Source organism: Dietzia sp. 2505 (assembly GCF_040546785.1).
GTDB lineage: Bacteria > Actinomycetota > Actinomycetes > Mycobacteriales > Mycobacteriaceae > Dietzia.
On the sequence record NZ_JBEPON010000004.1, the window covers coordinates 131,341 to 158,111 of the forward strand.

At 64.3% G+C, this 26,771-nt stretch carries 21 protein-coding genes and 1 pseudogene; 12 read left to right on the forward strand and 10 right to left on the reverse strand.

What is annotated here, in order from left to right:
• Positions 1–32: 32 nt before the first annotated feature.
• The 3 genes from ABIE38_RS09665 to ABIE38_RS09675 are packed head-to-tail and all read right to left on the reverse strand — an operon-like array spanning position 33 to position 2,695.
• The gene (locus ABIE38_RS09665) at positions 33–572 is read right to left on the reverse strand and encodes a 3-isopropylmalate dehydratase small subunit (RefSeq protein WP_354055754.1); all 540 of its coding nucleotides are present in this window, start codon (positions 570–572) and stop codon (positions 33–35) included.
• Positions 569–1,825, reverse strand: a complete 1,257-nt coding sequence (locus ABIE38_RS09670) for a 3-isopropylmalate dehydratase large subunit (RefSeq protein WP_354055756.1) — start codon at positions 1,823–1,825, stop codon at positions 569–571. Before ABIE38_RS09670 ends, ABIE38_RS09665 begins: the two co-directional genes overlap by 4 nt.
• 3 nt (positions 1,826–1,828) lie before the next feature.
• Entirely contained in the window at positions 1,829–2,695 is an 867-nt protein-coding gene (locus ABIE38_RS09675; protein WP_354055758.1) for an isocitrate lyase/PEP mutase family protein, read from the reverse strand.
• Between the two features lie 165 nt (positions 2,696–2,860).
• Between ABIE38_RS09675 and ABIE38_RS09680 the strand changes: the two genes are divergently transcribed.
• The 6 genes from ABIE38_RS09680 to ABIE38_RS09705 all read left to right on the forward strand — a co-directional run bounded on the left by ABIE38_RS09680 (position 2,861) and on the right by ABIE38_RS09705 (position 7,130).
• Positions 2,861–3,667, forward strand: coding sequence for an IclR family transcriptional regulator (locus ABIE38_RS09680; protein WP_354055760.1), 807 nt, complete (start codon positions 2,861–2,863; stop codon positions 3,665–3,667).
• Between the two features lie 131 nt (positions 3,668–3,798).
• On the forward strand, positions 3,799–4,029 hold the full coding sequence (locus ABIE38_RS09685) for a helix-turn-helix transcriptional regulator (RefSeq protein WP_095717175.1): 231 nt from the start codon (positions 3,799–3,801) through the stop codon (positions 4,027–4,029).
• Positions 4,026–4,556 carry a hypothetical protein gene (locus tag ABIE38_RS09690; RefSeq protein ID WP_354055762.1) on the forward strand — a complete coding sequence of 177 codons (531 nt, stop codon included), beginning with the start codon at positions 4,026–4,028 and terminating at the stop codon, positions 4,554–4,556. The genes ABIE38_RS09685 and ABIE38_RS09690 overlap by 4 nt, the downstream gene beginning before the upstream one ends.
• Positions 4,557–4,752: 196 nt before the next feature.
• Positions 4,753–5,007, forward strand: coding sequence for a BatC protein (locus ABIE38_RS09695; protein WP_179524352.1), 255 nt, complete (start codon positions 4,753–4,755; stop codon positions 5,005–5,007).
• Positions 5,008–5,013: 6 nt separating this feature from the next.
• The gene (locus ABIE38_RS09700; RefSeq protein WP_354055764.1) at positions 5,014–6,237 is read left to right on the forward strand and encodes a cupin domain-containing protein; all 1,224 of its coding nucleotides are present in this window, start codon (positions 5,014–5,016) and stop codon (positions 6,235–6,237) included.
• Between the two features lie 2 nt (positions 6,238–6,239).
• Positions 6,240–7,130 (forward strand): ferredoxin family protein, encoded by an 891-nt coding sequence (locus tag ABIE38_RS09705; RefSeq protein WP_354056090.1) that lies wholly within the window; start codon positions 6,240–6,242, stop codon positions 7,128–7,130.
• 14 nt (positions 7,131–7,144) lie between these two features.
• On the opposite strand, the pseudogene ABIE38_RS09710 reads toward ABIE38_RS09705, so the two are convergent.
• Both ABIE38_RS09710 and ABIE38_RS09715 read right to left on the reverse strand, forming a co-directional pair.
• Positions 7,145–8,115, reverse strand: a pseudogene (locus ABIE38_RS09710) (VOC family protein).
• Between the two features lie 960 nt (positions 8,116–9,075).
• On the reverse strand, positions 9,076–10,233 hold the full coding sequence (locus ABIE38_RS09715; protein ID WP_354055766.1) for a DNA cytosine methyltransferase: 1,158 nt from the start codon (positions 10,231–10,233) through the stop codon (positions 9,076–9,078).
• 221 nt (positions 10,234–10,454) lie between these two features.
• Between ABIE38_RS09715 and ABIE38_RS09720 the strand changes: the two genes are divergently transcribed.
• The 3 genes from ABIE38_RS09720 to ABIE38_RS09730 are packed head-to-tail and all read left to right on the forward strand — an operon-like array spanning position 10,455 to position 18,582.
• Positions 10,455–12,242 (forward strand): hypothetical protein, encoded by a 1,788-nt coding sequence (locus tag ABIE38_RS09720; RefSeq protein ID WP_354055768.1) that lies wholly within the window; start codon positions 10,455–10,457, stop codon positions 12,240–12,242.
• Positions 12,242–13,615: a hypothetical protein gene (locus ABIE38_RS09725; protein WP_354055770.1), complete on the forward strand. Its 1,374-nt coding sequence runs from the start codon at positions 12,242–12,244 to the stop codon at positions 13,613–13,615. The genes ABIE38_RS09720 and ABIE38_RS09725 overlap by 1 nt, the downstream gene beginning before the upstream one ends.
• Positions 13,612–18,582, forward strand: a complete 4,971-nt coding sequence (locus ABIE38_RS09730; RefSeq protein WP_354055771.1) for an FtsK/SpoIIIE domain-containing protein — start codon at positions 13,612–13,614, stop codon at positions 18,580–18,582. The genes ABIE38_RS09725 and ABIE38_RS09730 overlap by 4 nt, the downstream gene beginning before the upstream one ends.
• Before the next feature lie 450 nt (positions 18,583–19,032).
• On the opposite strand, the gene ABIE38_RS09735 is transcribed toward ABIE38_RS09730, so the two are convergent.
• The 4 genes from ABIE38_RS09735 to ABIE38_RS09750 form a co-directional block, all read right to left on the reverse strand.
• Positions 19,033–19,338: a transposase gene (locus tag ABIE38_RS09735; RefSeq protein ID WP_354055773.1), complete on the reverse strand. Its 306-nt coding sequence runs from the start codon at positions 19,336–19,338 to the stop codon at positions 19,033–19,035.
• Positions 19,339–19,564: 226 nt separating this feature from the next.
• A complete protein-coding gene (locus tag ABIE38_RS09740) occupies positions 19,565–20,035 on the reverse strand; it encodes a very short patch repair endonuclease (RefSeq protein WP_354055774.1) in 471 nt (156 codons plus the stop codon).
• Between the two features lie 268 nt (positions 20,036–20,303).
• The gene (locus tag ABIE38_RS09745; RefSeq protein WP_354055776.1) at positions 20,304–21,401 is read right to left on the reverse strand and encodes an Rv3169 family protein; all 1,098 of its coding nucleotides are present in this window, start codon (positions 21,399–21,401) and stop codon (positions 20,304–20,306) included.
• A 74-nt stretch (positions 21,402–21,475) separates the two neighbouring features.
• On the reverse strand, positions 21,476–22,654 hold the full coding sequence (locus ABIE38_RS09750) for a phosphotransferase family protein (RefSeq protein WP_354055778.1): 1,179 nt from the start codon (positions 22,652–22,654) through the stop codon (positions 21,476–21,478).
• 307 nt (positions 22,655–22,961) lie between these two features.
• Here ABIE38_RS09750 and ABIE38_RS09755 point away from each other — a divergent pair, with 307 nt between their 5' ends.
• Both ABIE38_RS09755 and ABIE38_RS09760 read left to right on the forward strand, forming a co-directional pair.
• A complete protein-coding gene (locus ABIE38_RS09755; RefSeq protein ID WP_354055780.1) occupies positions 22,962–23,942 on the forward strand; it encodes an LLM class flavin-dependent oxidoreductase in 981 nt (326 codons plus the stop codon).
• 44 nt (positions 23,943–23,986) lie between these two features.
• Complete coding sequence (locus ABIE38_RS09760) at positions 23,987–24,607, forward strand: maleylpyruvate isomerase family mycothiol-dependent enzyme (RefSeq protein WP_354055782.1); 621 nt, start codon at positions 23,987–23,989, stop codon at positions 24,605–24,607.
• A gap of 44 nt (positions 24,608–24,651) precedes the next feature.
• On the opposite strand, the gene ABIE38_RS09765 is transcribed toward ABIE38_RS09760, so the two are convergent.
• Entirely contained in the window at positions 24,652–25,176 is a 525-nt protein-coding gene (locus ABIE38_RS09765) for a putative immunity protein (RefSeq protein ID WP_354055784.1), read from the reverse strand.
• 95 nt (positions 25,177–25,271) lie between these two features.
• Here ABIE38_RS09765 and ABIE38_RS09770 point away from each other — a divergent pair, with 95 nt between their 5' ends.
• Positions 25,272–26,750: a glutamine synthetase beta-grasp domain-containing protein gene (locus ABIE38_RS09770; RefSeq protein WP_354055786.1), complete on the forward strand. Its 1,479-nt coding sequence runs from the start codon at positions 25,272–25,274 to the stop codon at positions 26,748–26,750.
• Positions 26,751–26,771 lie beyond the last annotated feature (21 nt).

Genomic DNA, 26,771 nt, shown 5'->3' on the forward strand with positions numbered 1-26,771 from the left:
TGCGGCAGTGGGGAATGAGGTGGGGAGGCCGGTCAGGTCGGTAGTGAGGTCCGCGCGGGAGCGTGCTCGGCCAGCAGTAGGTCGTAGGAGCTGCCGGCCTCGATGATCGCGACGGTACGAGGGTTGGGTGGGGTCCCTGTGATCCGGGTGCCGGTGGTGGCCTCCAGGGTCGCGGTGCGCCAGTCGAGCGTGATCTCGTCGCCCTGCGAGACCGCCGCGGTGATTCCCGGGATGGTGATCAGGGGCATTCCGTTGAACGTCTCGCCCCGCCAGAAACCGGGGGAGAACGATTCGGCGACGACGGCGGCGATCCCCAGGTCCCGGAGGGCGATCATCGGCGGGTAGTGCGGGTGGCCGTACCCGAAGTTCCGGCCTCCTACGACGATGTCGCCGGGCCGGACACGTTCGACGAAGCCGGGGTCGAGGTCCTGCATGCACGCCGCCCTCAGGAGTTCCCGGTCGTAGGTCTTGATGTTGGCCACGCCCACCACCAGGTCGATGTCGAAGTCGTCGCCGAAGACCCAGGCGACGCGGCCGGTGATGAGGTCGGGCGGCGGCGGGTACGCGCTCATCGGGAGGCCTCCCCGATGGTGCCGGTGATCGCACTGGCGGCCACGGTGTACGGCGAGCCCATGTAGATGTTCGCCTCGGGGCTGCCCATTCGGCCGGTGATGTTGAGGACGCCGGTGGAGATGCAGTTCTCGTCGGGCTGGAGGGGCTGCTGGTAGCCAAAGCAGAAGTCGCAGCTCGACTCGGCGATCGTGGCCCCGGCGGTGCGTAGGACGTCGAGGATCCCCTCCGCCTCGGCCTGGGCGAAGACTTTCTTGGACGTGGGGACGATGTTGAGCTCGACCGTCGGGGCCACCTTCTGCCCGTCGAGGACCAGGGCGGCTGCCCGCAGGTCCTCGATCCGTCCGCTGGCACACGAGCCGATGAAGGCCCGGGTGATGGGGGTGCCCTCGAGCTCGGCAGCGGTAGAGGTGTTGGCCACGCGCGCCGAGCCCGGTCGGACGACGCGGGGGACGAGAGTCGACAGGTCGATGCTGTGGCGGGCGGCGTAGGTGGCGTCGGCGTCGGGGTACACGGGCTCGAACTCCCCGCGCGCCACCTCGGTGGCGTAGGCGATCGAGACGTCGTCGGGCTCGAAGATCGCCGACACCGCGCCGGTGAACATCGCCATCCCGCACAGGCCCTGCCGGTGGTCGATCGCCATGGCGCGGGCGCCGGGGCCGCCGAACTCCATGACCTGGTGGGCGCAACCGTCGGCGCCGACGAGTTCGATGATGGTGTGGACCAGGTCGCGGCTGTCCACCCCGTCCGGGAACGTCCCCGTGAGCTCGAACCGGGTGGTCCGGGGGATGTCCACGTGCACCTGCCCGGTGACCCAGGCCTCGATGAGGTCGCGTCGGATGCCCCAGCCGAGGGCGTTGAAGGCGCCCACCCCGCTGATGTGGCCGTCGAAGTGGACCAGGAAGTCGCCGGGGGTCGCCAGGCCGAGTTCGGCGGTCAGTTGGTGGCCGATGCCCTCGGCCTCGTGCAGCTCGATGCCGTAGAACTCGCACCAGTCACGGGTCACCTTGTGGACCTCGGTCTCCCGCTGGTCCTTCCTGGTGAGCATGTGGTCGATAAACACGACGTACCGGCCTGGGTCCTCGAGCTCTGTGATGCCGAAGTCCTCGTGCATCTGCCGGAACATGACGTCGGTGTACCCGGGGAAGTCGTAGGCGATCATCCGCGAGGGCCGGACGGCGTGGTTCTCCCCGGCGTGCACGGTGGCCTGGTCGGTGGTCCTGGCGAGGATCTTCTCCGCGATCGTGAAACCCATCTGTCAGGCCTCCTTCGCGGGAAGGTACTCGTTCTGCATGGCCTCGACCTCGGGGAAGCCGATCATCTCGACGAACTCGTGGTGTGCCATCGCGTCCGCGCTCACCTCGGCGGGGGGTTCGCCCGCCGCGAGTCGACCCAGTACGGTGCGGGCGGCGCCGGTGGTGGCCATCAGCAGCTGGGTGGGCAGCAGCGCCAGCCGCACGCCGACCTGCTCCAGCACCTCGGGTGTGAACTCCCGCTCCGTCCAGGTGGACGCGGTCAGTGTGGCCATGAGCGGGACGCCGACCTCGGCGTGGCAACGCTCCCATTCCTCCACGGTGCTGAAGGTCTTGGTGACCGGCATGATCATGTCGGCGCCGGCCTCGACGTAGGCCCGGCCGCGCCGGAGGGCCTCGTCGCCGGTGGCGTCGGTGCGGGCGATCAGCAGCACGTCGTCCGGGGTGTTGTCGCGCACGGCGCGGATCTTGCCGACCGCCTCGGGGACGGGGATCAGGTCGACGGGCTCGCCCACGCAGATCGGGCAGGACTTGGGGGAGACCTGGTCCTCCATGAACATGCCCTGCACGCCGGCCCGGACGAACATCGTGGCAGTGCGTGCGGCGTTGACGGCGTTGCCGTAGCCGGTGTCGATGTCGGCGACCACCGGGAGGGTCGAGGCGGCGGTGATGGTGCGGATCGCGGTGAGGTTCTCGCTCATCGTGTAGAGCTCGGCGTCGGGGAGCCCGAGCGCGGCGGAGATCGCGAAGCCGGAGGCGCACAGCGCGTCGAAGCCGGCCTGTTCGGCCAGTCGCGCAGTGAGTCCGTCCCAGACGCCCGGCGCGTACACGACCCCTTCGGATGTGAGGTCTTTCAGGGTGGGCACGGTCATTCGGGCTCACCTCCATTTCGTATAGCGGAACTCATTCCGTAATGCGATACGAACATAAACGTGGTCCGCGTCACATGTCAAGCGACGGGCGCGCGGATCACTCACGAGACCGGCTGCCTACGATGGCGGGAACACCCGACACCCCGGACAGAACAGGACCACCCCGTGCCCAGTCCGCCCAGGCCCACGTCGCCCGCATCCGACGCGTCGCAGAGCAGGGAACTGGTGGGCGCCCTCCTCAAGGCCTGCGCGCTTCTCGATCACTTCGGGGCGGACCGCTCCACGTGGACGCTCACCGAGCTGACCGAGGTCAGTGGCATGAACAAGACGACCGTGCACCGCCTGATGGCGACCCTCATTCACGCGGGGTGGGTCGACCGCACGCCCGAAGGCGGCTACCGGGTCACCGTGCGTCTGTTCGGGATCGGGGCCTCGGCGCTCGCGGATCTGGACATCCGCTCGGCCGCGCGGTCGTTCATGACAGGGCTGGTGGCGGAGTTCGGCGACACCGCGTACCTCATGGTCCCGGCGGAGGAGGGCGCCGTGTGTATCGACAAGGTGGAGGGGAGCGGAAGTCTCGTCGTCGCCGGCATCAACATCGGGACCGTCCTGCCGTATCACGCCGCCGCCGGGCCGGTCGCGATGCTGGCCTACTCTCCGGAGCTGCGCGAGACCTGGATCCGGCAGGGCCTGAGCGCCTACACCTCCCGCACGGTGCACGAACCGGGCACCCTGGCCGCCCACCTGGACGAGGTCCGCGCCGCCGGTTATTCGCTGAGCGAGTCCGACTTCCTTGAGGGGGTGTCCGCCGTGGCCGCACCGATCCTCGACGACGAGGGGGCCGTCCTGGGGTCGATCAGCATCGGGGGGCGCTCCGAGAACTTCACGGGCGAGATCCTCGAGGCCAAGATCGCCCGGATCAGGCGGGCGGCCCACCGGATCTCGTCCGCCCTGCAGGCCGCGCGAGGGTGACGGCCGCGGGTCGGGAAGGCAGGTAGGGGCACGACGACGACAACGTCAGCCTCTGAGCCGTCGGAGGTCGCCGCTCACGCGAAGGTCAACTACTCTTGACATGAAAAGTCAAGGCTGGTTAACATCGGTCCATGGCAGTCCGAGAGTCCGATGCGGCCGGATCGAACCCGGTCCGGGAGTGCCGCAAGGTCCAGCGGGTCACCCAGGCCGAGCTCGCCGAGGCGGTGGGTGTCAGTAGGCAGACGATCATCGCGGTCGAGCGGGGCGACTATTCGCCGTCGGTGTATCTGGCGATCCGTATCGCGAGGACCCTGGGGCGGTCGGTCGAAGAGCTTTTCACTCTGGAAGAGGAGTCCCGATGAATCAGCGCAGCAGCGTGTTCGACAGGCTGTCGGACCGGGTGATGAATCTCGACAGCCCGGCGTACGGGGACGAGCGCGAGCGCACCGTGTTCATGGAGGCGAGTGCATTCGGACTCTCGGTCGGTCTGTATGCGGGGCTGGCGGGGTCCGTCGTGTCCGCGGCGTTCGGCCTGATCCTGCTGCCGACGGTGCTCCTCGTGCTCACGATCCTGCCCGCGGCGGCCACCCAGTGGTACGCGCGGCGGCGGGGAGTCCACCTCAACGCCCTCGCCGAGAAGTCCGGGGCCAGGTCGACCATGGTCACCATGGTCGTGGTGTGCGCACTCATGGCCCTTACGTTCGCCGCGATGACCTACACCGTCTTCGCCGGTCAGCCACTCCTGCCCTTCCCCTCGGTCACGGTGACACCGGGGGATGGCCCTCTCGGGGGTGCGGCACAGGGCGCCGTGGTCGGTGGGATGGTCGGAGCGGTCGCCGGGATCATCGGTTCGATTCTGAGCTACCGCAAGGCGAACCGCCGGAAGTAGAGGCGGCGCTGGCGGATCTCATCGCGGCCGGGGTTAAGGAGCGAGCCAGCACTGGCCCGTCGACCGGTCGTGCCTCGAGTCCCTCCGGTGGCATAGTGGCAATCGCAGCACCCATCGTGTCCGGGCCAGTCCGGGCACGTGGCGACACCGCACGAATCCGTGCAGGTCAACGCCTGCACCGACGAGAGGATCGCACATGGCTATCAGTGACGACGACATGACGACCACCGGCAACTCGGGCGAGGGAGTCGCCGACGGCGGCTCGAACCCGCAGGGCCATGACGGCGGGGCCGACGGCTCGGCCAACAAGGGCGAGGGCACCGCCGACGGCGGCTCGAACCCGGGCGGACACGACGGTGGAGCCGACGGCGCGGCCGGCTCGGGCGAGGGTGTCGCCGACGGCGGCTCGAACCCGGACGGGGCCGATGGCGGCGCCGACGGCACGGCCTGAGCAGTAGTGCTTGAGCGGTGCGTCGCATGCGGGCGGGATGAGTTCGCGGCAGCGGTCTGGGGTCAGCGGCCCCTGCTGACCCCTGCGGCCGAGTTGCCGCGCGACTTCTCCGATCTGCTGTCTCCGCAGATGGTCGACGAGATCATCGCCGAACGAGGGGTACGCACACCCTTCGTCCGGATGGCGCGGGAGGGCACGCTCGTCGACCGGGCGTGCTTCACCCGCGCCGGCGGGTTCGGCGCGCAGATGCCCGACCAGATCGACCCCGACGGCGTGCTCACGCAGTTCGCCGCCGGGGCGACGATCGTCCTGCAGGGCCTGCACCGGTTCTGGCCGCCGATCATCGACTTCGTCCGCGGCATGACCTCGGACGTCGGCCACCCGGTGCAGACCAACGCGTACATCACCCCGCCCGCGAACCGCGGATTCGATCCGCACTACGACGTCCACGACGTCTTTGTCCTCCAGGTGTCCGGCACCAAGCGGTGGCGCGTTCACGAGCCCGTCCACCACCACCCGCTGCCTGATCAGCCCTGGACCGACCACCGCGAGGCGATCGCCGAGCGTTCGAGGGACGAGCCGGTGATCGACGCGGTGCTCCAGCCGGGGGACTGCCTCTATCTGCCGCGCGGCTGGGTCCACTCCGCCGAGGCGCAGGGCGACACCTCCATCCACCTCACCGTGGGCGTGGCCCCCTTCACCGGGCACGATGTCGCGACGGCGATGATCGAGGCGCTGGCCTCGGAGGAGGAGCTGCGTGCGTCGTTGCCGCTCGGGCTCGCCCCGGTCGATGCCGCTTCTACCGCGGAACACACCCGCGAGGTCCTCGACGTGCTGGCCCGGCTGATCGCCGAGAAGCAGGATCAGCTCAGCGATCTCGCCGGCGACGCGCTGGCGACGCAGTTTTTGGACCTCACACGACCCGCCCCGGTCCGCCCGCTGGCCACGCTCGACGCGGTCGACTCGCTCGACGTCGACACCCCGCTGCGGTGGCGCGAGGGACTCCACGCACGGGTGGACTGCACCGACTCCGACGCCAGTAATACCGACACGGTGGTGTTGCGGCTGCCCACCAAGTCGGTGACGTTCCCGGCGGTATGCGCTTCCGCCCTGCGCGCTGTCCTCGATGGCGACCCCGTGAGCGCCGACGCGCTCCCGGGCCTGGACGCGGCAGACGGCATGGTGGTCCTCCGCCGACTGCTGCGGGAGGGCGTGGTGGTGTCGCTGTGAGCATGCCTGCGGACTGGGAACCGTGCAGTGACTCGTCGTTGCGCCGCGGCGATCCCCTGGACGGGTCGGGCTCCCGGGGATTGCGGTGGCTGATGGTCGAGTTGGCCGGCCCGTGGGGCTACTCGGCGTTGCTCGACTCGCCGTCACTCCTTCCGCCCGAGCTGGGTCGCGAGATCGCCGGGCGTGCCCAGGAGGCCGACGTCCGGGTTGCCGCGATCCGCAGGCCGGGTCGTCGACACACAGAGGAGCAACGCTGGCGGTGGGCGCTCGCCGACGCCCGGCCCGGGCACGAGTCGCTGCGGTGGGGCGAGGTCGACGGTCCGGTCGGGTACGCCGAGATCCCTCTCGACGGTTCCGCCGGCACCCTGTCAGCGGAGCCGCTGGTCGCCGTGTGCGCGCACGGCAAGCACGATCAGTGCTGCGCCGTGAGGGGGCGCAGCGCCGCGGCGCGGATCGCCGAGCGGTATCCGGAGGCGACCTGGGAGTGCTCGCACCTGGGTGGCGACCGCTTCGCCGCGACGATGCTCGTCCTGCCGCACGGTCTCTTCTACGGCCGCGTCGACCAGGCGGAGGATCCCGCCGACATCGTCGCCCGCTACACCGAGGGCCGCGTCGATGAGCGGTACCTGCGTGGACGGAGTAGTCATTCGGCGGCGGTGCAGAGTGCCCAGCACCACGCCCGTGCGGTGGTGCCCGACGACCGCATTGACGCCTTCGCCCCGGTCCGCGTGGTCGAACGGGACGAGCACGTCGAGGTGATGCTTGAGGGCCCGCGCGGTCCGGTCGAGGTGTGGCTGCGGGAGACCTACTCGGAGCCGATCTTTACGATGTGCCGGGCCCACGCCCCCGGCCCCGTCAGGCAGTGGGAGCTAGTCGAGGTCAGGGGCGCGTAGGTCGCATCAGTGCGTCAGACGGTCTCCACCACCGGCTCGGACAGGGAGTCGGCCACGGCTTCGGCGGCGGTCTTCTCGAGCGGGATGGTGCAGGCCAGGGGCTCGCTGCCGGACCAGTCGTGGCCCCAGTAGCTGTCGGCGGTGATGTTCTGCGGCAGGTACTGGTCCTCGTCCACTATGAGGCCGTCGTAGCCGTACTCGATGTCCCAGCCGCCGGGCGCGCGCAGGAAGTAGGACACCATCGTGTCGTTGGTGTGGCGGCCGAGGGTGGAGGAGATGCCGAACCCGTGCTCGGTGGTGCGCTCCATGGCCTGGGCGACCATGTCCATCTCGGCCACCTCGAGCATGATGTGGACGATCCCGGGGCCCATGTGCGGGGGGGCATCACGGCGAAGCTGTGGTGGCGCGGGTTGACGCCCATGAACTGGATGCGCAGCGGAGGCATGCCGGGGGCGGTCGGGAACGGGAAGGCGCCGCGGGTGTGGAAGCCCAGCACGTCGCGGTAGAAGACGATGGTGGCGTCGTAGTCCGTGGTGGGGACCTCGAGGTGGCCCAGGCCCAGCTCGTCGGTGACGAACTCGGTGCGGTACTTGGTGGAGACCTTGGAGTGGTCGAGCTCGGCGCCGTGGAAGATCTCCAGGCGCTGGCCGCAGGGGTCGTCCAGGGTGATGGCGCCGTCGACCTTGATGGCCTGCGCCTCGTCGTGGGTGAGGTCGCGGTAGGCGATGTCGTGCTCGGCAAGGGTGGCCCGGACGCGGTCCAGGGCGATCTCGTCGCGCACCTCCCAGCCCACGGCGGCGAGGTTGTCCTTCTCCGCGCGGCGCAGCGTGATGCGGCGGGCGCGCTCGTCGAGGCGCAGGTGGAGGGTGTCCTCGTCGCCGCCGGCGCCCACGCCCAGGTCCAGGACGTCGTGTGCGAGGGTGCGCCAGCGGTCGAGGTCGGTGGTGTCGATTCTGAGGTAGCCGAGGGCCCGGATGTCGCCCATGGAGTGTCCTTTCGAGAGGTTTGGCCCGCGAAGGCCCGGGTGTCACCGCCGGGAGCGCCGCACGCGCGCGCCCGTGTAGGGATGAGGACACTGTGATCGCGTTGTGGCGGGCGTCACCAGGCGATTCCGGTGGATGGGAAAGGTACAGGTGGGACGGTAGGTTCTATCACGACGACGACGAGGCGTTCGGCCTCGATGCCGGAGCTCGCGCCCACACTGCGATTGAGCGCCGCGACGATGGAATTACCCTCGGATCTGGAGTTCCCTTTGACTTCGGCTAGCTTCCTGACTCCGGCGCATTCGACGCCCTTCTGGAGTACGCGCATTTGCGAGGCGACCATGACACTTGCGCGCTTCTCAAGTGAGTCCCTTGTTGGCACTTCCGACGTACCGCTGCGAGGCTGCGGGCCCAGCCCCTTATGCCCCCCAAGAAACTGTAGATTCATCGCTCCGAGCATTGGATTCCCGTTCCGCGAGCCGACGCGGGAGTGGATCGGCGACGAGGTCACCGACCCGCCCGACTAGTCACGGGTGATCGGTGGTGCGCCACTTTGACGGCGTGTTCGCCGAGGGCGGCGAGCCGGCAGGGGCTTTGCGCTAAGCCGGTTGAGGCTGGTTAGTCATCGGGTCCGGGTACGGGCCGGTTCTATGCGGGCGCAGACGGACTAGGAGTTCAATTGCGTAAACGGGCTGTAGCCGAAGAACGGGGAGCTTTGTCAGCCGCACATTCGGGAAGACAGCCGTGACCAAGCGGCCCACCAGACGGAGTCGCGGCTTAAGGGGCGTTCGAACACTTCGTCAGCAGCTGTTAGACACCTAGAACTAAGTTCGACACTGCCAGAGGCGGGAGGGGAGGCAGCCTCATATTAGTCAAATAACCCGGCGCTGCCTCAGCAGACGCTGGAGACAAACCGTAACGGCGTAACGATCAATTTGGCACTTGGGTCGCGTGTCCCCGGCTTATGCGGTCATGGTGATTTCCTGACTGTCCGCCGCATGCAGAACGCCCGCATTTATCAGCCCAGTTGTTAGGGCTTCGGTGAGGGCGGGAGGCACAGCGTTACCGATAATTACCGACAGCTTCGACCGGGTAGAAGCAGCATCGAACCTAAAATAGTCTGGGAAACCCTGAATCCGGGCGGCCTCATGTGCGGTCAACGTCCGAGGCTGCGAGGGGTGGCCGTAACGGCCTTGGCCCAGGCTGCCGAACCCACTCGTTATAGTCTGCGCAGGTAAGTTCCACGACAACCGCCCGTACATTGAGGTATAGGAGTGCTTACCTTGGTGGCACTTCGGGCGATATCGATTTGGAAGGTTAACCTCGTTGTTTCGGATAAGCCATTGAATCCTGCGTCGGTTGTCCGCACTCATTCGCGCCGGAGCATCGATCCACAGGCCGGTGGAAGCATGCTCAAGATCGCCTATCGCCCACCTCAAGTCACGCGCCGGCTGCGGAGCGAACCGTAAAAACTCCTGAACATCGCGCCCGTCCGGCAGCGATTCTTTTCGGATAGCAAGAATCACGTGTCGCTTACGAGTTTGGGGAATACCTAGATCGGTGAACGAAACCACAGCACTGGCGACTGAATAGCCGGCGCCTTGCAAGAATTTCTCGGCCTGAAAGACAACGTTCTGGGAATCGTGCACAACGGCCGGAACATTTTCAATCAGTACTGCACGTGGCCGGAGGACCTCGGCGGCACGTGCCATTCGGAGGTACAGGCGATTCTTCGGATCGTCGCGGCGCGTGTAATTATTGAGATTTGAATGGCCTTGACATGGCGGACCACCAATAAGCAGATCCACGTCTCCGCATTCGCGAGACACCTGTTGCTCCCTGCTCGTAGGCGGGGCGCCATTGGGACCGTCGAAGAACTCTTCAACGAGGCCGGTCTCCGCCCGTGCAGACGAAAAGTTGGCTTTGAGTACGCCTATGGCGGCTTCCTCAAAGTCGATAGCGAGAGCGAGCCGGGTCGCGATGCCTCTAGCATGAGCGGCTCTCGCGACGCCCAGCGTCAGTCCCCCACAGCCCGAGAACAGATCTACGACTGAAAGGGGTCCGGTGCCCTCGCCAAACCGGGGCCGCCTGAGCTCACGCAGGGGGTGTCCAGATCCCATATCTACCGTCCGCTCTACGACATCGTCGACAGCCAGCGGTGTCAACCAGCCGCGGGCGCGCGCCTGAGAGCATAGCCGAGTGCGCGCTGGGCTACCGCAGGTGGTGGCAGGTCGACTGAACAACGCCGCCCGATCGCGTCCAGCCTACTAGAACCGAAACCGGCGAGTTTCCCCCGTGGCGGCGCATATGCTGGGTCGTGGAACGTCAGGAAGGATAAAAAGTGTCGCTCCTAGTCAACGGGCATGTCGAAAAGCTCCATAAGTACCAGCCATTCGATGCCGACAGCGGAGACCTAGTATTTGAGCAACAGTCAACCTACGACCAGCCTATGTTCAAGGTAGAAACGCGGGTTTTCCTGGAGCGCCTTGTCAAAGGTTCAGCCATACGGCTGATTGTGCTCACCGGTGACGCCGGCCATGGGAAGACCAGCCTTTGCGCAGCGCTTTTGGAGGATCTTGGCGCCAGCCCGGCGCAAGCCGCACTGAGCGTGGAGGAATACGGCTTGGCGGGCGAGTCTCCGGCTGGGCAGACGTCCGCTGGACGGCCAATTTATATCATCAGAGACCTGAGCGAATTCAAGCCTGAGGTCGGTGCGACGCACTTAAACCGTCTCCTGCAACCGCAGGAAAACGGGATAGCAGTGGTGTGCGCCAACGAGGGGCAGTTACGAAGTTGCGTAGCTGCAGACACCACCGAAGAATCACGGGTAATAGTAGAAACACTTAGTGCCGGAGTGTCGCAAGGGGCCGTAAAAAGCGCCGACGGTACAATCGCTGTAATCAACCTGAACTACCAATCCGTTGCGCCGACTGGTCGGCCCGGTCTTCTGGATTGGGCGCTAGGGCAGTGGGCGGTCGACCGCCGGTCATGGCAGATTTGCAAACGATGCGATGCTCAAAGCGTGTGCCCGATATGGGCCAACCATGAGGCCCTTTCAGACAAGACTGCCGGGCCTAGGCGCAGGGACGCGCTGAGGGATCTGTTCGGTGCGGCTGAAAAAACCGGCGCGGTGATAACTACGCGGCAAGCTCTCTCGGTCGTCTCCTACGCCGTCACCGGCGGTATTCGCTGCGCCGACGTTCATAAGAAATATTCGCGGGACCAAACTTCGGTTGAGTGGCAATCTGCCCACCTGTACAACCAGGCATTATTTGGCGACATGCTCTCACCTCGCCAAAGGGAGCAGGTACCGGTCATCCTGGCGTTACGACGACTCGACCCCGGCTGGGTCTCAAGGCGAGAGGTGGACGATTACCTTGACCCAGATAGTGCACACACACAATTCCTGCCTCCACAGCCGGGTATGGAAGCGAATCCTACGCGCACTTTAAGACAACTCCGAGAGGACGCTAAGCTGCTGCGGCGGCTCTATGCATTTCTCCGTCGAGCTGACTTTTTTGACGCAGAGACGGGAACGCGGTACCCGCGATTGGGGATAAGCGCGGGGGATCAGTTCATGGCGGTTCAGGGAGAAATCGGGGACGCTGAGAAAACAGTTATCCGAGACACCCTACTGAAGGGCCTCGAAGCGGTGCAGGGCGTCCACAGAGTCGGTAGAAACCCAGACTTTTTAGTCTTGGACCCCGCATTCTACGCACATCGGGCGAGGGCGTCGGTCGTAGCGCAGACGGTCACTAATCGTGACGTGCAACTCATGGATCAGCTGTCACATTGGAGTACGACAGCTCAGAAAAGTGCGCTCGAACCGGAGCTTCAGTCGGCGGTTGAATGGTCAAATAGGGCGGTATTCGTACGCATCCCGCTGCGGGGGCAGGAGTCCACTGCGTCAGTGGAGTTAAACTTACTGCGGTTCGAACTCCTGACGCGCTGGGCGGGGGGACTCCGGAGCGGGGCTCAGCATGAGGCGGAGATTAGAGGACTAACGAACTCCCTCGCAGCTCTATCTGATGGAGGCGATGAGGGCCAAGACATTCAGGTGCTAGTCGGTTCGATTCCACGAAAATTAACCATAGACGTTGGAAACCAAATAAGATCGGTGCGTACCTAATGGCGGCTGACCGGACTAAAGCACAAATCGTCCAAGATCTTTACGGGGTCAATCTTGAAGAGCAGGGACGTGGGTACTACATTGCACTTGAGTTCTTGGCTATCTGTCGAGGCGTGTATCTCACGAGTCCGGCCGAATTGCTTTCGGCCGACGCCGAGATCATAGAGTATCAGCGGAAATCGCATGACTTCGCGAGGCGGGTCGCAGTAGGTGAGACGGTTGAAGAAGCCACACTGCGAGTCGCAATCGATGGCGACGAAACGCTGGCTACGCTCCAAGCCCTGGCTTCATCGTTGCTGATTCAGGTTCCGGGCCGCCGAAAGGCGCCAAGCTGGTATAACACGCATCTGTACCCGTTTGTCGGCCAGCTCATCCACTATGACGCGGTGGAACGCCCCGCGACTAGGGAGGGCGTTCGCACGCGCGTACCCAGCATAGAGCGGTACATTTTCCGAGGAGGCGGTCAATGGGTGTACCGCGCGTTGAGGACTGACTCCGACAGTCTCAGGCGCAATGAGACACGGGGCGGTCTCGCCGATTTGGTAGGTGACGCTCCGTCGCCATTGGGTTACATCTCAGAGGCGATGACCGCTCACGATTACGCGCGCGAAAAAGCGCCGTTTGCTGACGGCAGGGAAGCCGACATCAATATATATGACCGCGCAAGCCCGTGGCCAGAATATCTCCGCCAAGGAGTCAACAATATTGTGAAGCGAATTGGTATTCCACGCGCTAAACGAATTGAGTCGATAATGCACTGGGCACCATACTGCCTGGCCCGCCACCAACTACATCTGGCACGGACCTCTCTGCGCAGGGGTTCCGAGGTAATGTACATGGATTTCGTCGGCGGGCCGAGTCTGTTACGACGAGAATCGCAGAACGCCCTGGACGAATTTCGAAAAGACACGGTCAACGCCTTCAACTTGAAAGCAGCGTCGCTACGCGAAAAGGCCCTCATGGAAGGCGACGAAGAGCTGGCTTTGAAGTATGAGCGTCACGTACCTTCGAATTCGACTGGCTCAAGTTCTTCTCGCGCCTTCTTCTCGGAGACAATGGCCGCGATTGGAGCTTTGAACGCGACTACTGGAAGACGCTTTTTTACGCTGAAGCCACCTATGCTTGAAGCTCTCGTGTTGGCCGCTCTAGAACCGGGAACGGAAGAGGAGTATTACTCGTTTTGCAGAAGGCTTTTTGATACTATGGGAATCTTGGTAGACGACAGGACCGCGGGTGAACATCACTTGACCCTTGACGTGGATACCAACGTATATAGACGAAACTCCGACGCTTTCCATGAGAGGCTTAGTGCAACCGGACTGTTGACTCGCTATTCAGATGCCACAAGCATTGTGCACGGTGAGGCCAAGTGACCGTGGACATCAGTATCCAGGCAGATAAAGCGCTCGGCAGTCTCGTTGCCCAGGTAGCAATCGACGATATTGCCACTTCTATCGGTGAGGGGCGAGCGGCACTAAGAGTCTCAGGTTTTGATGACGAGATCGTGCGAGCTGCGGTGGCTAGTCTAGTGAATTTGCTCGCCGAGCGTCGTGATCTCTACGTCGTTGTCAAAGTTGGGACTTCTGAGCCGACCGAGGGGATCCCGGAAGATTATCTTCTCAAGCCGGGTGAGCAACTTACAGCTTGGCGAAACCGTACGAAGGTCGGGGGAGGTTTGATTCTGTTCGATTGGGGCACGCCTCCTGACGATCAGGGGTTGCGAGCCGTGAGTCAGCTTGATGGGGAGATCCTTTTCGGTCCGGATCGGGTAGACGACACCTTTATTCGCCTTTCGCAAGAAGGCTGGCACGCGGCCGGTGGCGTCGAAAAGGTGCCGGACTATCTACGGACTGGACAGAAACGCGTTTGGGACGCTATCAGTAGCGTCGGAGAAGAATCCCGGTCTCTGCGGCGATTAGCGCGCTACATAGTTGAATCGGCGCAGATTGCGCTTGCAGACCATGTGCGCGTCCAGGCGACAATTGACTTCGCACTACAATCGGCGCTGCCCAGCCTGGGTCTGTTCTCCGATGCCGATCTGTTCTCGGAGGGCGTCGTCTTTGATAACCGGATCAGGAAGAATGTGCGGGTTAGTGCGCTCCAACAACCGAGCGGCGCTCTAATCCCGGACGAGGACATCCTCGCTAGGATTGCCAGCACCCAGTTTTCTCCAGAGCGCCTCCTGTCTGCAGGGCTGAGCGCAGAACAAGCGCGCACTTCGATGCGTGATTTTGTGATGACGAGCCATGGGCGCGAGACCTACATGCGTACCCTAGATCTGGGGTTATGGCTTGAGCTGTTCGAACGGAACTCGAAGAAGCAAGGGCTTGGAACGCGCATACGGGGGTGGCTAGCGGAGAATGAGCCCGGAAGAGTCGTCGAATACGAAGACTTGGGGATTGCAGAACGCCTGGACGAAGGCGAGCAGGAGGCTGCCGAGACCCTTCTGTCGGTAGAAGCGAGCGACGGCGACGACACGCTGTTCGGGATTCTGCCTGCTGTATTAAGGCGGCGGGCTGAGAAAGTGGCCTATCCGTCGTCGGTAATGACAGCCGACCCGTTGCGGGCGGTGCTTCGCGAACTGCCGCAGTTCGACGACGAGGAGTCGGGCACGGTGGGAATCCGATTAGAGGGCAGCATGCAAACCGGGATTCTCTCACGGTGGCTGTTCGGGTTTTTATATGGTGCAACGCTGCTAGAGGTGAAGGAGGCCGCGGGCCTGCGGCTCGCGTTGGCTATCGACCCACAGCTTGTGCCCGCTGATCTCCCGCGGCTACCCCCGCCTGAGGAGCCGTTCGACGACGAGCTCTATTGGGCTCCTCTGACCCTTTCGTTGGATTTCGATGGAGCTCCGCGACGGCGATTGTCCTGGGCTCCGTTGCAGACACCAGGGTTAATCGCTCTTGCGGCTTTCGTTTGCGGAAGCGAGATGCAGCCCGGCGAGAATGTCAACGAGACGTTTGACGGCTTTTTGGAGCGGTGGAATGATCCCCGCGAGTGGGTAGCGACGGAAGAAGCTCAGGGTCTGACATATTATGCGGCCGCTGCTCGCGATATGCGTCGGGAGCACTTCCTCAGGCTTAGAGCTGGTCTAAGCGCAAGTGGGCTCGAAGACTACAGTCTCGCTTGGGGAGAACTGGCGGCCGAAACCAGGCAAGAATTGGTCCCAGCCAATGCGCCAAGCACTGACCTCCAGAACTTCGTTCTTAGTGATGTGATCCGGCTGCTAAATGGCCGGCTACTGATGCTCGGTACCCACCCGTTGCGTCTTCGCTGGCTAAGCCGACATCTTTCGCGGATGTCTGACTTGATTACAACTGCGCTCACAGACCGACTACGACTGAACCCTGAGAACGACGACCTCTTCTTTGAGGCCATTGGGGCAGCTTCTCCACACGGGACTCCGGCAGTGCTTGTGAGCACGAATCAGACGGTGGCGGTGCCGACAAGAGAAGCGGCGGGCCACGAAGAGTTTGCGCCAATACGCGAACGTGGAAATCAGTCAAGGGACTGGCTATCGGCGGTGGATCAAACCGCTATCGATGAGATGGTTAAGGTAGTTGGGGATTACGTTTCTACCTATCCTCACAAGCTTGATGGGTTAAACATCCTATTGCTTGACAGGAACGGTGACCCGCTCCTTCCTGTGCGCGTGGCAAAGGCTGTCAAGACAGGGAACGGGCAGCTACGCTTCAATCTGGTAGTGCTTGCCCCGGAGGGCAGTCATCACGCAATTATTCAGGAGTTTGACGAAGAATTTTCGGGAGTCGATATCTCTCATGATCGCTTACTTCCCGATGTGCAGCTTGTTCTGCAGACGTGGCAATCTGACGTTGAACTAGACCACCGGATACTAGAGGGAACGATAGATATCGCCCTCGCGCCCTCGCTGTTTGGCACTCAGATCAGCCTGAAGGAGAGCACGCGTGCGTCACAAGGCGTCATCGTCGGAAGGTATGACGCATGGACCCATGCCGGTTCGCATGAGATACCCGTTGTGGGTCAGAACATGGTACGCGAATTTCTCCCCAGCACGTCGGACGGCATTCTTGAGACTTGGTCTACGCTATGCGTTCGGAGCCATCGGCAGTCTGCGGTAGCGCGAGAAAAGGTGGCGAATACCGATTATTTTGAGATGCAAGTGGAGTTCGATCATCACCAGCAGTTGTTCTTCAAACTCCACCAAATCGCTCATTGGGTAGTTACCCTTGATTCTTTCGTCGGACGAAATCAGATCGACAATCTGCAAGAAAGACCAGACATCATTTTGTTGAAGCCCAGGGTGGGAAAGAATGAGGCGTACACGCTAATTGTTAGTTCAGCTACCGGGAAAGAGTTAGTCGCAGAGCGGCTTCGAAAGCGGCTACTAGAAATGGGTGTCGTCAGTCCTGATGCGGCCGGGTCGACGGCGGCGAGATTCTATTCAGTGTCTAGGAACATCGCCCCGGGCGCCGTGCTCCGGTCGCTAGGAATCGGAACGTCCGTAAACGAGATCGTAGGATTGGTCGTTTCTCGCTTCGTGGTAGCTCAGCGATACCCGCTTTCGCAGAAATGCAAATCGCTTGAAGTGTGGATTAGTTTTGATGAGCAGCATCGTTGGTTCGGACGCAATCTGAAGACCCGGGCTGATCTGGGACGGTTTGTTCTCAAGGAGGATGCTACGGGTGGAATCGAGCTGGACGTTCTAGTGGTTGAGTCGAAGTTTAGACAGACCTATGATCACGGCTCGGCCGAAGAGCAGCTAAGTCGTACGACGAACCTGTGTCGCCACGCTTTCGAATCGAATGAGAATGCTCTGGATGACCACGGATTCTGGCGGTCGGAATTGGCATCCGCCATTGAACAAGTCAGTGGGCAGAATCTGTCTGGATCCGAGTTGCCTTCAAGGCGCCAGACTGGCCCGTCGGATGAAAATTTTCAGACTCAGGTCGTTGAAGAGTTGCGGTCCGGAAGTGTCCGGTTGAACTCAGTGCATGGCGTTGCGGTCGCTGTGGCGGCTGGGTCCACCGAGCCCGCTCCGGAGTCTCGCTGGCTTGGGGAGCACGAACTGATTCGAGTCAATCGTCCCGAGTTGCAGCAGATAGTCGCGGTATTGAGGGCGGGACATGACCCCTACGTCGGGCCTGCTCAAGAGTTCTCTGCTGCAACTGGGGGTGGGCGGCGCCTGTCTGGCAGCGCTGCAGCCGGCAATCCATGTCCGAAAGGTAAGCCGGGAGTGCAAGATTCCGACAGGGGTGAGTCTGTAAGCTCAAATTTGGTTGGTGTTGATAGTGGCTCGCATCAAGGTCTTGGAGAGCGCGAGCTAGCAGTTCGGTACAACCTCGTTCTGGATGTCTTCAATCTGCATAATGTTGCTGTGTCGGCGCCGTCGAAACTGCGGGCGTGGCAGGAGGGCCCCGGCTATTACATTCTACGATTCGTTCCGAATCCCGGTGTGCCTGTCGATAGGTTGGTTAATCGTCGCCATGAGATCTTTCTGGCGTTGGAGCTTCCATCAGGTTTTGAAATGAGGGTGGTGAGCGATAGGGGTGCTGTGGTCTTTGAGATCCCGAAGATTGAGGACGAGAAGTTTGGGGTCTCCACGGAATCTCTGTGGGAGGCTTGTCCACTGAGCGCCGAGTCGCTCAAGGCTCCGGTAGGTACGGACATTGAGGGCCTCCCCGTGGAAATTGAGTTCTCATCGCCCGAGTCACCTCACTTACTGGTGGCGGGGACAACGGGCTCTGGGAAATCGGTCGCTCTAGATACGATCCTCAGGGGATTTCTGCGCTATGAGCCGAGCCGTCTTCGACTGCAGCTTATCGACCCAAAGGGAACGGAGCTGGTCGACTTCGAAGGGGACTCTCATGTTGATGGCCTGATAGGCATGGATGCCGAAGATGCCATCGCTATTTTGTCTGCGGCGGTTGAAGAGATGGCTGCACGTTACGGCATGATGAAAGAGCTGAGGACCCACAACCTCGTCGAGTACAACAAAAAGGTGGATGCTGGTGATCGTTTGCCCTGGAGAGTCATCGTGTTGGATGAGTATGCCGATCTAACAAGTGACCCCGAACAGAAAAAGCAGATAGAATTACTGTTGAAGAGGCTTGCGCAGAAGGCGCGGGCGGCTGGTATTCACGTGATCATCGCCACGCAACGCCCGAGTGCGGACGTTATATCGTCAACTATTCGGTCGAATTTCCCGGCGCAGTTAGCGCTCCGCGTTAAGAGCGCGACTGATAGTCGGATCATCATCGACGAGCCGGGTGCCGAGGCGCTCGCCGGGCGGGGTGATGCCCTCCTGAGTACTGGTGTCGCAGTGCGGCGAATTCAGGTCGGGTATCACGCTGGTCACTAGAACATATATTAGGCGTGGACTGTTACCGTTCCGGCCTCGGAAGTGGTGGCGATAGCACCCTATTGGCACTTGAGTTGCGCGCGTCTTGCGTTGTTAGACGGTTAGGTCGGGGAGCGGTGATGCCGGCTCGTATCCAAGGCTGCACTTGGTGGATTTGTTAGTTGGAGTGGGTGGATCTCGGGCGTTTGCGCGTCTAGATGTAGTCCGCGAGGAGGTCGCACCGTATCCTCCAAGACGGCCCCCCGGGTGCAAACAGGAGCTCCTTGCGCTCCTGGGGGAGACCGTAAGGCCCTGGACTTACTTGGCCGGAACTCGGGGCGGCTCTGCGAGCCTCGCGGGATTTGTGCATACGGGGGTGGTGAGAAGTAATGGTTGGGGCGGCTGGGGTAGTCGGCTGCGCAGCGGGCCCGGGCTGGGGCCCAGAACGAGACGGCCTCGGTATCCCGGACCCTATTTTTTAGGTCGTTCTTGATGGCCGCCGCGGTCGACGCCAACGGCGATGTGCGCGGAGCGGTCCAACGTGCGGTGACCTTGGCGGACCTTGATATGGACCGCGTGCAGATGGGCGACCGGGTAACTTTCCTTCAGCGGGCGGCTCCGGTGCTCCACTCCAATGGTCGTCGCGGGTCGTGTTCGAGCTCCCGCAGGCCATCCCACCCGCGAAAATCTGGTGGCCATGGCGTCAAGCCTAAGAAGTCGGAGTTGGCCCTTGCGAGACAGCAGCGGGTGAACTTGCCCCCGGATTTTAGCCGACATCAATGGTGAATGAGCTGGCCTTGCACTAGACCGTCCTCTAGGAGGTGCCGCTACGATCGTTCGGGCGCCTTGCCGGTGCGGGCTCGCTCTTCTTGCGCCCGGGTGGCCGAACAGTTCCGTATTCTCTTCAGAAACTTCCGCCCAATTTTGCCATGGTGGTGGTCGCTTCTGTCGCCTCGCCCGGTGCCCTAGGCTGGGGAGCTTACGTAGTTTGTATCGGCGAGTTCTAAGTTGCGTGGTTGCTACAGGTGCTGTTTGGCTTTAGTTGCTGCTGGATTGTTGACGCAATATGGGCGGGGTATTCGTGTTCCCAGAATCGGAGGACAGTCCACCCCCTCGCGCGGAGGACCTCGTTAGTCCGTCTGTCTCGCTGGGAATTCGCTTGGAGCTTGGCGGACCACCAAGCCGAGTTGCTCTTGGGGAGTGTCCCGTGGGCGGGGCATCCGTGCCAGAAGCAGCCATCGATGAACACGGCTATTTTGTACTTGCGCCAGCCGATGTCGACTCTGAAGCGCTCTTCGGGAAGTGGGCGAAAGTCGACCCTGTAGCGGATCCCTTCTGCGTGGAGGATCCTTCGGACCGCCATCTCGCATCCGGTATCGCGTCGCTTCTGCCGCGACATGTTGACGCGAACCGTCTCCGATGATGCGGCTGGCCGCCTTGTGCGAGGTGAAGGTTGCTCTCGTTCGGCCGTCATCGAACGTGCTGGCCTATCGATGCAGCGGCGCTCCACCCGTCCGAGTGGATCGGTTCTCTGTCGCGACGCCGCATCTGCTCACCGCGGAATCTACGAGTGGTCAGCAAGTGGGATACCAGCGTGCTCGGTGCCTGCGCCTCGGTGACGCCGTCAGTGGAGCTCGCCTGAACTGACGCGGGCCGATGTCCGTTCACGTCGGCATTCTACGGCGGTGAACCGCTCCGGGTAGAAGTGCCGGTCAGCCCGCATCTGCGGTTACCTCCGGCTCTCACGCCATATCGCCCCACCCGCCGAACCCTGAAGGGTCGTGCCTGCCCATGTTGGCGTGCTCGAACAGGCCCCATCCCTCGTCGCCGTTGCAGGTCGCGCGTGCGACGTGGTCCACGACGTTGAACGGCAGCATGCCCACCACGTCAGGGGAGGTCATGTCGTAGGTGACGGACTCGCTCCAGTCGCGGCCCATCCAGCGACCGTGAGACCACGCCGGGTCACCCACGTAACCCGCGCCCATGCTCAGCGGGACACCGCCCAACGTCTCGACCTCCAGCAACAGCGGCTTACCGCGGGGTGTGGTCAGGTGCAGCCTCGCGCACTCCGGATGGCGGGTGCCGCTGCGGTAGTCGACCTCCAGGCGCGGCCAACCGAGCTGTTCGATCCGTCCGTCGGCAAACACGCGGCTCGCGTGGTTCAGCGTGCGGTGCCCGTCGGGGCTCTCCTGGAGGATCACGACCATCGCGTTTTCGTCGAAACGCAGTGGAATATAGGTCCACCAGAAGCCCTCGCGCGGTTCGGCGGCCCACCGGCCCGGCGGATCGGACTCGCCGCTCGGGCGGATCCCCCACGAGCGATCCCTGGTGCCCAGCCACACGTCGGGGTCGACTGAGAAGTCACGGCCGTCGACCGAGAGCGTCCCCGACCAGCTGCCCACCTGCGCGAACCGGCTCGCGTCCAGCATCGCGCGCGTGCCCTCCAGCAGGACGTGCCGGTCCTCGAGCAGCGCGTCGAACGACCCCTCCCACGTCATGTCCATAGACAGATCCGGGTGCTCGCAGACCAGGCGCAACGACCGCAGCGGGTCGATCACCTCGATCCGGTACCCGCCCACGGTCGTCTCCAGCGACCGCGACTCGAGTGCATCCGAGAACCGCACCGATCGCTGCGTGTCGCCGTGGCGCACCGTCGCGAACGCATCCACCACGCCGAGGTTCGGATACACCCCGAACCCGGTCACCAGGAACACCTCGCCGGTGCGGTCATGCGCGTTGAAGTAGTAGCGGTCGTAGAAGTTCCGATCGCTCGTGCCCACCTGCGCCATCGGCAGCGGCGTCTGGTGGACGGGGAACTCGTCGAGCGGGGTGGGTTTCACGTGGATCCTCGGGCAGTAGACGAACGCTGGCGGGGTGGGGGAGAGGCTGGTGGGTGCGGGTCCGGTGGGCGCGGTCAGTCGGCGATGAGCTGCGCCAACTTGGTGTGGTGGAGGACGTACTCGTCCGGGTGGGCGGGGGTCTCCACCTCGCCGAAGTGGATACGACGACGAGTGATCCGCGACAGGATCACGGCCTGCCGCAGCCCCGCGTACACGTAGTAGAACGGCAGATCCCGGACCGTGGATCCGGTGAGGTGCTCGTACTGCTCCACGACCTCGCTGTGCTCGAACAGGCCTGGGGTCCCGGGGAAGTCAAAGGCCACGGCGAGTTCCTGGAACACGTCGTGGAAGTACAGGAACCACCCCAGATCCACCTCGGGCGGCGCGATGGTGGCCATCTCCCAGTCCAGGACTGCGGTCGGTCGCGTTCCCTCGTAGAGAATGTTGCCGATCCGCGCATCGCCCCAGCTCAGGGCGTCCGGGCTGGTCTCGTCAGGCCAGTGGGCCTCGATCCAGTCGAAGGCGCGGTCGATGACGGGGATCGTCAACCCGTCCTCGCGGGTCGTCCACTCGTAATAGGCCCGCTGCTCATCCACGTGGGCCCGCAGCGCGCTCATGCCGGGGGCGGGGGCGAGCGCGGACACCAGTTCGGCGGGCTGCGGGATCTGGTGAATCGCCGCCAACACGGCCAGGGACTCGCGCTGCACTACCCGCCGCTGCTCGGGGTCCATCTCCAGGAGCCAACCGTCGAAGACGTACGGGGGATTGTCGACCGGGGCGCGGCCGCTGGCCCGGTCCATCACCAGGAAGGGCGTGCCGAGGACGGCGGGGTCCTGCTCCAGCCAGCGGACGCGGGGGACCGGCAGTTCGGTGTTCTCGCGGACAACTCTCATCACGTCGAACTGCTTCTGCAGGTCATAGACGGGGAACACCGGGAACGCGTCGTCCTGCGGGCACATCCGGGCCACCAACTCCGCGGACTGGCGCTCGGTCGAACCGGCCGGGGTCCAGGCGGCGTCGAACAGCACCGAGATGTTGGACATCCCCGAGCTCTCCGGCCGGCTCACCGCAGAGACCTCGACCCCGGCGTCGGAGTCGACCTCGTCCCGGCCGGCCAACCACTGCGTTAGGCGCTCCCGGAACTCATCGAGGTCGGCCTCGCCCGAGGTAATTCGTTGGTTGAGCGGTTCATCTGAACGCGTCGGTGTGGAACTGGACTCGGCGGACGTCGACTCCGTCGCGTGGTCGGTCATGTGGTCGGGACCCTTCGTGCGGACCTGCCGTGCGGGAGATACCCGCACTCGGCCCAGTGTGACCCACGGCACATGGGGAGATGCTCCAAATGCGCAACCCCGGCGCCGTTCCCGCCGGAGGGGGAGCGCGCGTCGTCGTCGTCATACTCAGGCGTAGAGACTGACTGCCCCACTCGCCTCATGGGGGTGGGGCGGGGCGGACAGGGGTTTCGGTGATCCGTCACCGAACGCCTCGCGTCGGTAGCCTCGGAACGCGGGTCGTGCCGACTCCAATTCTCGAAGAGTGAACGCAGAAAAAGGTGTGCAGTTGTCGATCCCCTTGAGCATCCTCGACCTGGTCTCCATCTCCGAAGGCTCGACCGCCCGGGAGGGCATCGCCGCCTCGATGGAGTCCGCGCGCCTCGCCGACCGGCTCGGGTACCACCGGCTCTGGTTTGCCGAGCACCACAACACCCCCAACCTCGCGTCCAGCGCCACGGCGCTGTTGATCTCGCAGGCGGCCTCGGTGACGGAGAGCATCCGCGTGGGCTCCGGCGGCGTGATGCTGCCCAACCACGCCCCGCTCATGGTGGCCGAGCAGTACGGCACGCTCGCCAACCTCCACGGCGACCGCATCGACCTGGGCCTGGGCCGCGCCCCCGGAACCGACGGGATGACCGCCCAGGCGCTGAGCCGGTCGTCGGCCGAGCCGCAGGCCTTCGCCCAGCACATCTACGACCTGCAGGCGTGGTTCGGCGAGTCCGGTACCGCGCACAGCACCCCGATCCTCTCGTCGGTCTCGCAGGGCATGGAGGTGCCGATCTGGGTGCTCGGGTCCACCGTCAACGGCGCCTCGATCGCCGGACAGCTGGGGCTACCGTTCTCGCTGGCCTCCCACTTCGCGCCCGACCAGATCGACGACGCCATCCGCGTCTACCGGGAGTCCTTCAGCACCGAGGCGCCCACCGCGCGCATCGACAAGCCCCAGGTGATGGCCGGGATCAACGTCATCGTCGCCGACACCGACGCTGAGGCGCAGCGACAGTTCACGACCCTCCAGCAGATGTTCCTCGACCTGCGGGCGGGGCGACGCCGCAAGATCCAACCGCCCGTCGACCCGGAGCAGTTCGCCGGCAGCTCGCCCGGGATGCTCGAGATCAGCGCGGTGGGATCGCCGGAGACCGTCAAGGCGCAGCTGGACGAGTTCGTGGAGCGCACCGACGCCGACGAGTTGATCACCGTGACCTACGCGTTTGATCCGGCGGTGCGGAACCGGTCCCTGGAGTTGCTGGCCGACCTCTGGTACTGAATACAGCGGACACCGAATCGGTCGGTAGCGAGGTGGAGGCTGGCATGGATGCCTGGGAGGCGATACACCGGGCCCGTCGAGAGCTGGCACAGGACCTGGCGGGGTTCGATGAGGCGCAATGGCGTCACCCGACCCTGTGCGGGCAGTGGGACGTCGAGCACGTCGTCGCGCACCTCACCGCCGCGGCGTCGGTCGGGCAGTGGGCATGGATGCGCAGCATCGTCCTGGCCGGGTTCCGGCCGGCCGTGCACAACGAGCGACGACTGCGCGACCACCTGGGCACCACGCCGGAGGACACACTCGACCGTTTCAGGGCCGTGATCGACTCGACCGTCGCGCCCAGCAAGGACCTGCCCGCCTACCTGGGGGAGGTCATCGTGCACGGCGAGGACATCCGCCACCCGCTGGGATTGCCGAGTCAGAGCGACACGGACGCCGTGACGGAGGTGGCGGAGTTCTACGTGAGCCGCAACTTCACGGTGAACAGCAAGACGACCGCCGCCGGACTGGCCATGCGCGCCACCGACGGACCGTTCCGGGCCGGGGCAGGCCCGGAGGTGGCCGGCCCGACGCTCGCGCTGGTCATGGCGATGGCCGGCCGGCGCAGCCACCTCGACCAGCTCGCCGGCGACGGCGTGCCCCGACTCGCGGAGCGGTTGGACTAGCAGTAGGCGACGGCCGTCGTGTGGGGCCGTGGATGACGCGGTGGCTAGTCGTGCTCCCGAATCGCTGAGTCAAGAGCGCTCATCAGCTGCGAGACGCGTGACCTGCCAGTTGGTGCCTCCGGGTACCGGCGAAGAATTTCGGGCAAGGGCGGAGTCGCCCGATCAGCGAGAACACGGACCCTGTCATCGTCTGTCGTGCCGGCCTTCACCTCTGCCACCCGCGCGGCGCACGCGGCTGCGCGGAGTATGTGCCCGACCTGCGACGCCTTCGCGATCGGGTGAAGGTAGGCGGCCGCCGCGGCGTCGCCGCAGGCGAGTGCCGCGAGCTGCGCGGTCTCGTCGGAGACCTCCTTGGCCGCGCGGTGGGAGGCGAAAGCGGCGGTTCGTTGCAGGTTCGACCGCCGAGCACCGTCGGCGAACGCGCGCGCCGCGTCGATCGCGTCTCGCGGTCGTGAATCCTCCGGGGCGACGGCGTCGAACTCGGGGAGCAGTTCCTCAGCGCAGTCGGCGGCGAACCGCACGACCGTTCTCAGCTCGTCCATCGTCAGATCAAAGTCCGCTGCGCCCATGTCCCTATCCTCCCGTGCTCCGGGCGGAAGTGAGCGGTCACGACCGGGGGATGCGCTCCGGTGGGGACTGCGGCGCGACGCTGATAGAACGAGGCATGGCCATCGACGCATTCGAACCCCACCCCCTCGTCCGCCTGCTCGGCACGCCCTCGGCCGAGTTCACCGCGGGCGCCCTCGTCCGGGCGGTCGAAGAGCTGGGCCTGGAGCAGGTGAATCTGCGCTACGTCGGCGGCGACGGTCGTCTGAAGACCCTGGCCTTCCCCATCAACTCGCGCGAGCACCTTCTCGAAGTGCTGACGCGAGGCGAGCGCGTGGACGGCTCGAGCGTCTTCCCCGGGACCGACACCGACGCCAGTGACGTCTACATCGTCCCGCGCCACCGCACCGCCTTCCTCAACCCCTTCGGCGAGCGGACCTCCCTCGACGTCCTGTGCTCCTTCTACCGCGAGGACGGCACGCCGCTGCCGTATGCGCGCGAGCAGGTCGTGCGCCGCGCCGCCGAGGTGCTGACGCACGAGACAGGGATGACGCTGGAGGCCTTCGGCGAGCTGGAGTACTACCTCGTCGACCGGCCCGAGGCGCTCTTCCCCGTGGAGGAGGAGCGCGGGTACCAGGAGTCGGGACCCTTCTCCAAGCACGAGCGGGTCCGGGAGCAGGTGCTGGGTCATCTCTGCGCCATGGGGGTGCCGCTGAAGTACGCCCACGGCGAGGTCGGCAACATCCTCGAGCCCGACCGTCAGCTGGTCCAGCACGAGATCGAGCTCCAACCCGTGCCCCTGGAGCAGGCCGCCGACAACCTCGTCCTGGCCAAATGGGTGGTGCGCGAGGTCGCCTACGCCCACGGTCTCGAGGCGACCTTCGCGCCACTGGTGAGCGGCGAGGGCGCCGGGAACGGCCTGCACATCCACAGTCGACTGGTCCGAAACGGCACCAATACCGTCGTCACCAAGCAGGGGATCAACGACACCGGGCGCCGTCTGATCGCCGGCTACCTCTCGGCGGCCAGGGCGCTGGCCGCGGTCGGCAACACGGTCCCCACGTCCTACCTGCGGTTCACCGCCGGTGACGAGTCGCCCGAGGACATCTGCTGGGGCGAGAAGGACCGCACCGGTCTGGTGCGGGTCCCACTGGCCTGGGGCGGCGACGTCCTGGCCGGCATGGTGGCCCACGCCAATCCCGGCAGCACCGAACCCATTCCCGAACCCGCTACGCACCCCCAGACCATCGAGCTGCGACTCGGAGACGGCTCGGCCGACGTCCACCTGCTGCTCGCCGGCATGGCCGTCGCGGCGACGCGCGGGTTGGGCGATCCCGCAAGCCTGGACCAGGCGGAGCGGCTGAAGGCGGACGACAACGACGACTTCGAGCAGCTGCCCTCCTCGTGCACCGAGGCGGCCGACGTCCTCGAGGCCGAGCGCGAGATGTTCGAAGCCGACGGCGTCTTCCCCGAGCAGCTCATCGACGCCCTGCTCGCGGGCCTGCGCGAGGCCGACGAGGACGCGCCGGACGGGAAGAGCGCCGACCACGAGGCCGCGCGGGAGGAGCTTATCCGCCGCCACTGGCACGTCGGCTGACGGCGGAATAGCGCTCGGCCG

Coding starts and splice junctions, on each gene's coding strand:
- ABIE38_RS09665 (WP_354055754.1), bottom strand. CDS start 572: ATGAGCGCGTACCCGCCGCCGCCCGACCTCATCACCGGCCGCGTCGCC.
- ABIE38_RS09670 (WP_354055756.1), bottom strand. CDS start 1,825: ATGGGTTTCACGATCGCGGAGAAGATCCTCGCCAGGACCACCGACCAG.
- ABIE38_RS09675 (WP_354055758.1), bottom strand. CDS start 2,695: ATGACCGTGCCCACCCTGAAAGACCTCACATCCGAAGGGGTCGTGTAC.
- ABIE38_RS09685 (WP_095717175.1), top strand. CDS start 3,799: ATGGCAGTCCGAGAGTCCGATGCGGCCGGATCGAACCCGGTCCGGGAG.
- ABIE38_RS09690 (WP_354055762.1), top strand. CDS start 4,026: ATGAATCAGCGCAGCAGCGTGTTCGACAGGCTGTCGGACCGGGTGATG.
- ABIE38_RS09695 (WP_179524352.1), top strand. CDS start 4,753: ATGGCTATCAGTGACGACGACATGACGACCACCGGCAACTCGGGCGAG.
- ABIE38_RS09705 (WP_354056090.1), top strand. CDS start 6,240: ATGCCTGCGGACTGGGAACCGTGCAGTGACTCGTCGTTGCGCCGCGGC.
- ABIE38_RS09715 (WP_354055766.1), bottom strand. CDS start 10,233: ATGGGATCTGGACACCCCCTGCGTGAGCTCAGGCGGCCCCGGTTTGGC.
- ABIE38_RS09725 (WP_354055770.1), top strand. CDS start 12,242: ATGGCGGCTGACCGGACTAAAGCACAAATCGTCCAAGATCTTTACGGG.
- ABIE38_RS09735 (WP_354055773.1), bottom strand. CDS start 19,338: ATGTCGGCTAAAATCCGGGGGCAAGTTCACCCGCTGCTGTCTCGCAAG.
- ABIE38_RS09740 (WP_354055774.1), bottom strand. CDS start 20,035: ATGACGGCCGAACGAGAGCAACCTTCACCTCGCACAAGGCGGCCAGCC.
- ABIE38_RS09750 (WP_354055778.1), bottom strand. CDS start 22,654: ATGACCGACCACGCGACGGAGTCGACGTCCGCCGAGTCCAGTTCCACA.
- ABIE38_RS09760 (WP_354055782.1), top strand. CDS start 23,987: ATGGATGCCTGGGAGGCGATACACCGGGCCCGTCGAGAGCTGGCACAG.
- ABIE38_RS09765 (WP_354055784.1), bottom strand. CDS start 25,176: ATGGGCGCAGCGGACTTTGATCTGACGATGGACGAGCTGAGAACGGTC.
- ABIE38_RS09770 (WP_354055786.1), top strand. CDS start 25,272: ATGGCCATCGACGCATTCGAACCCCACCCCCTCGTCCGCCTGCTCGGC.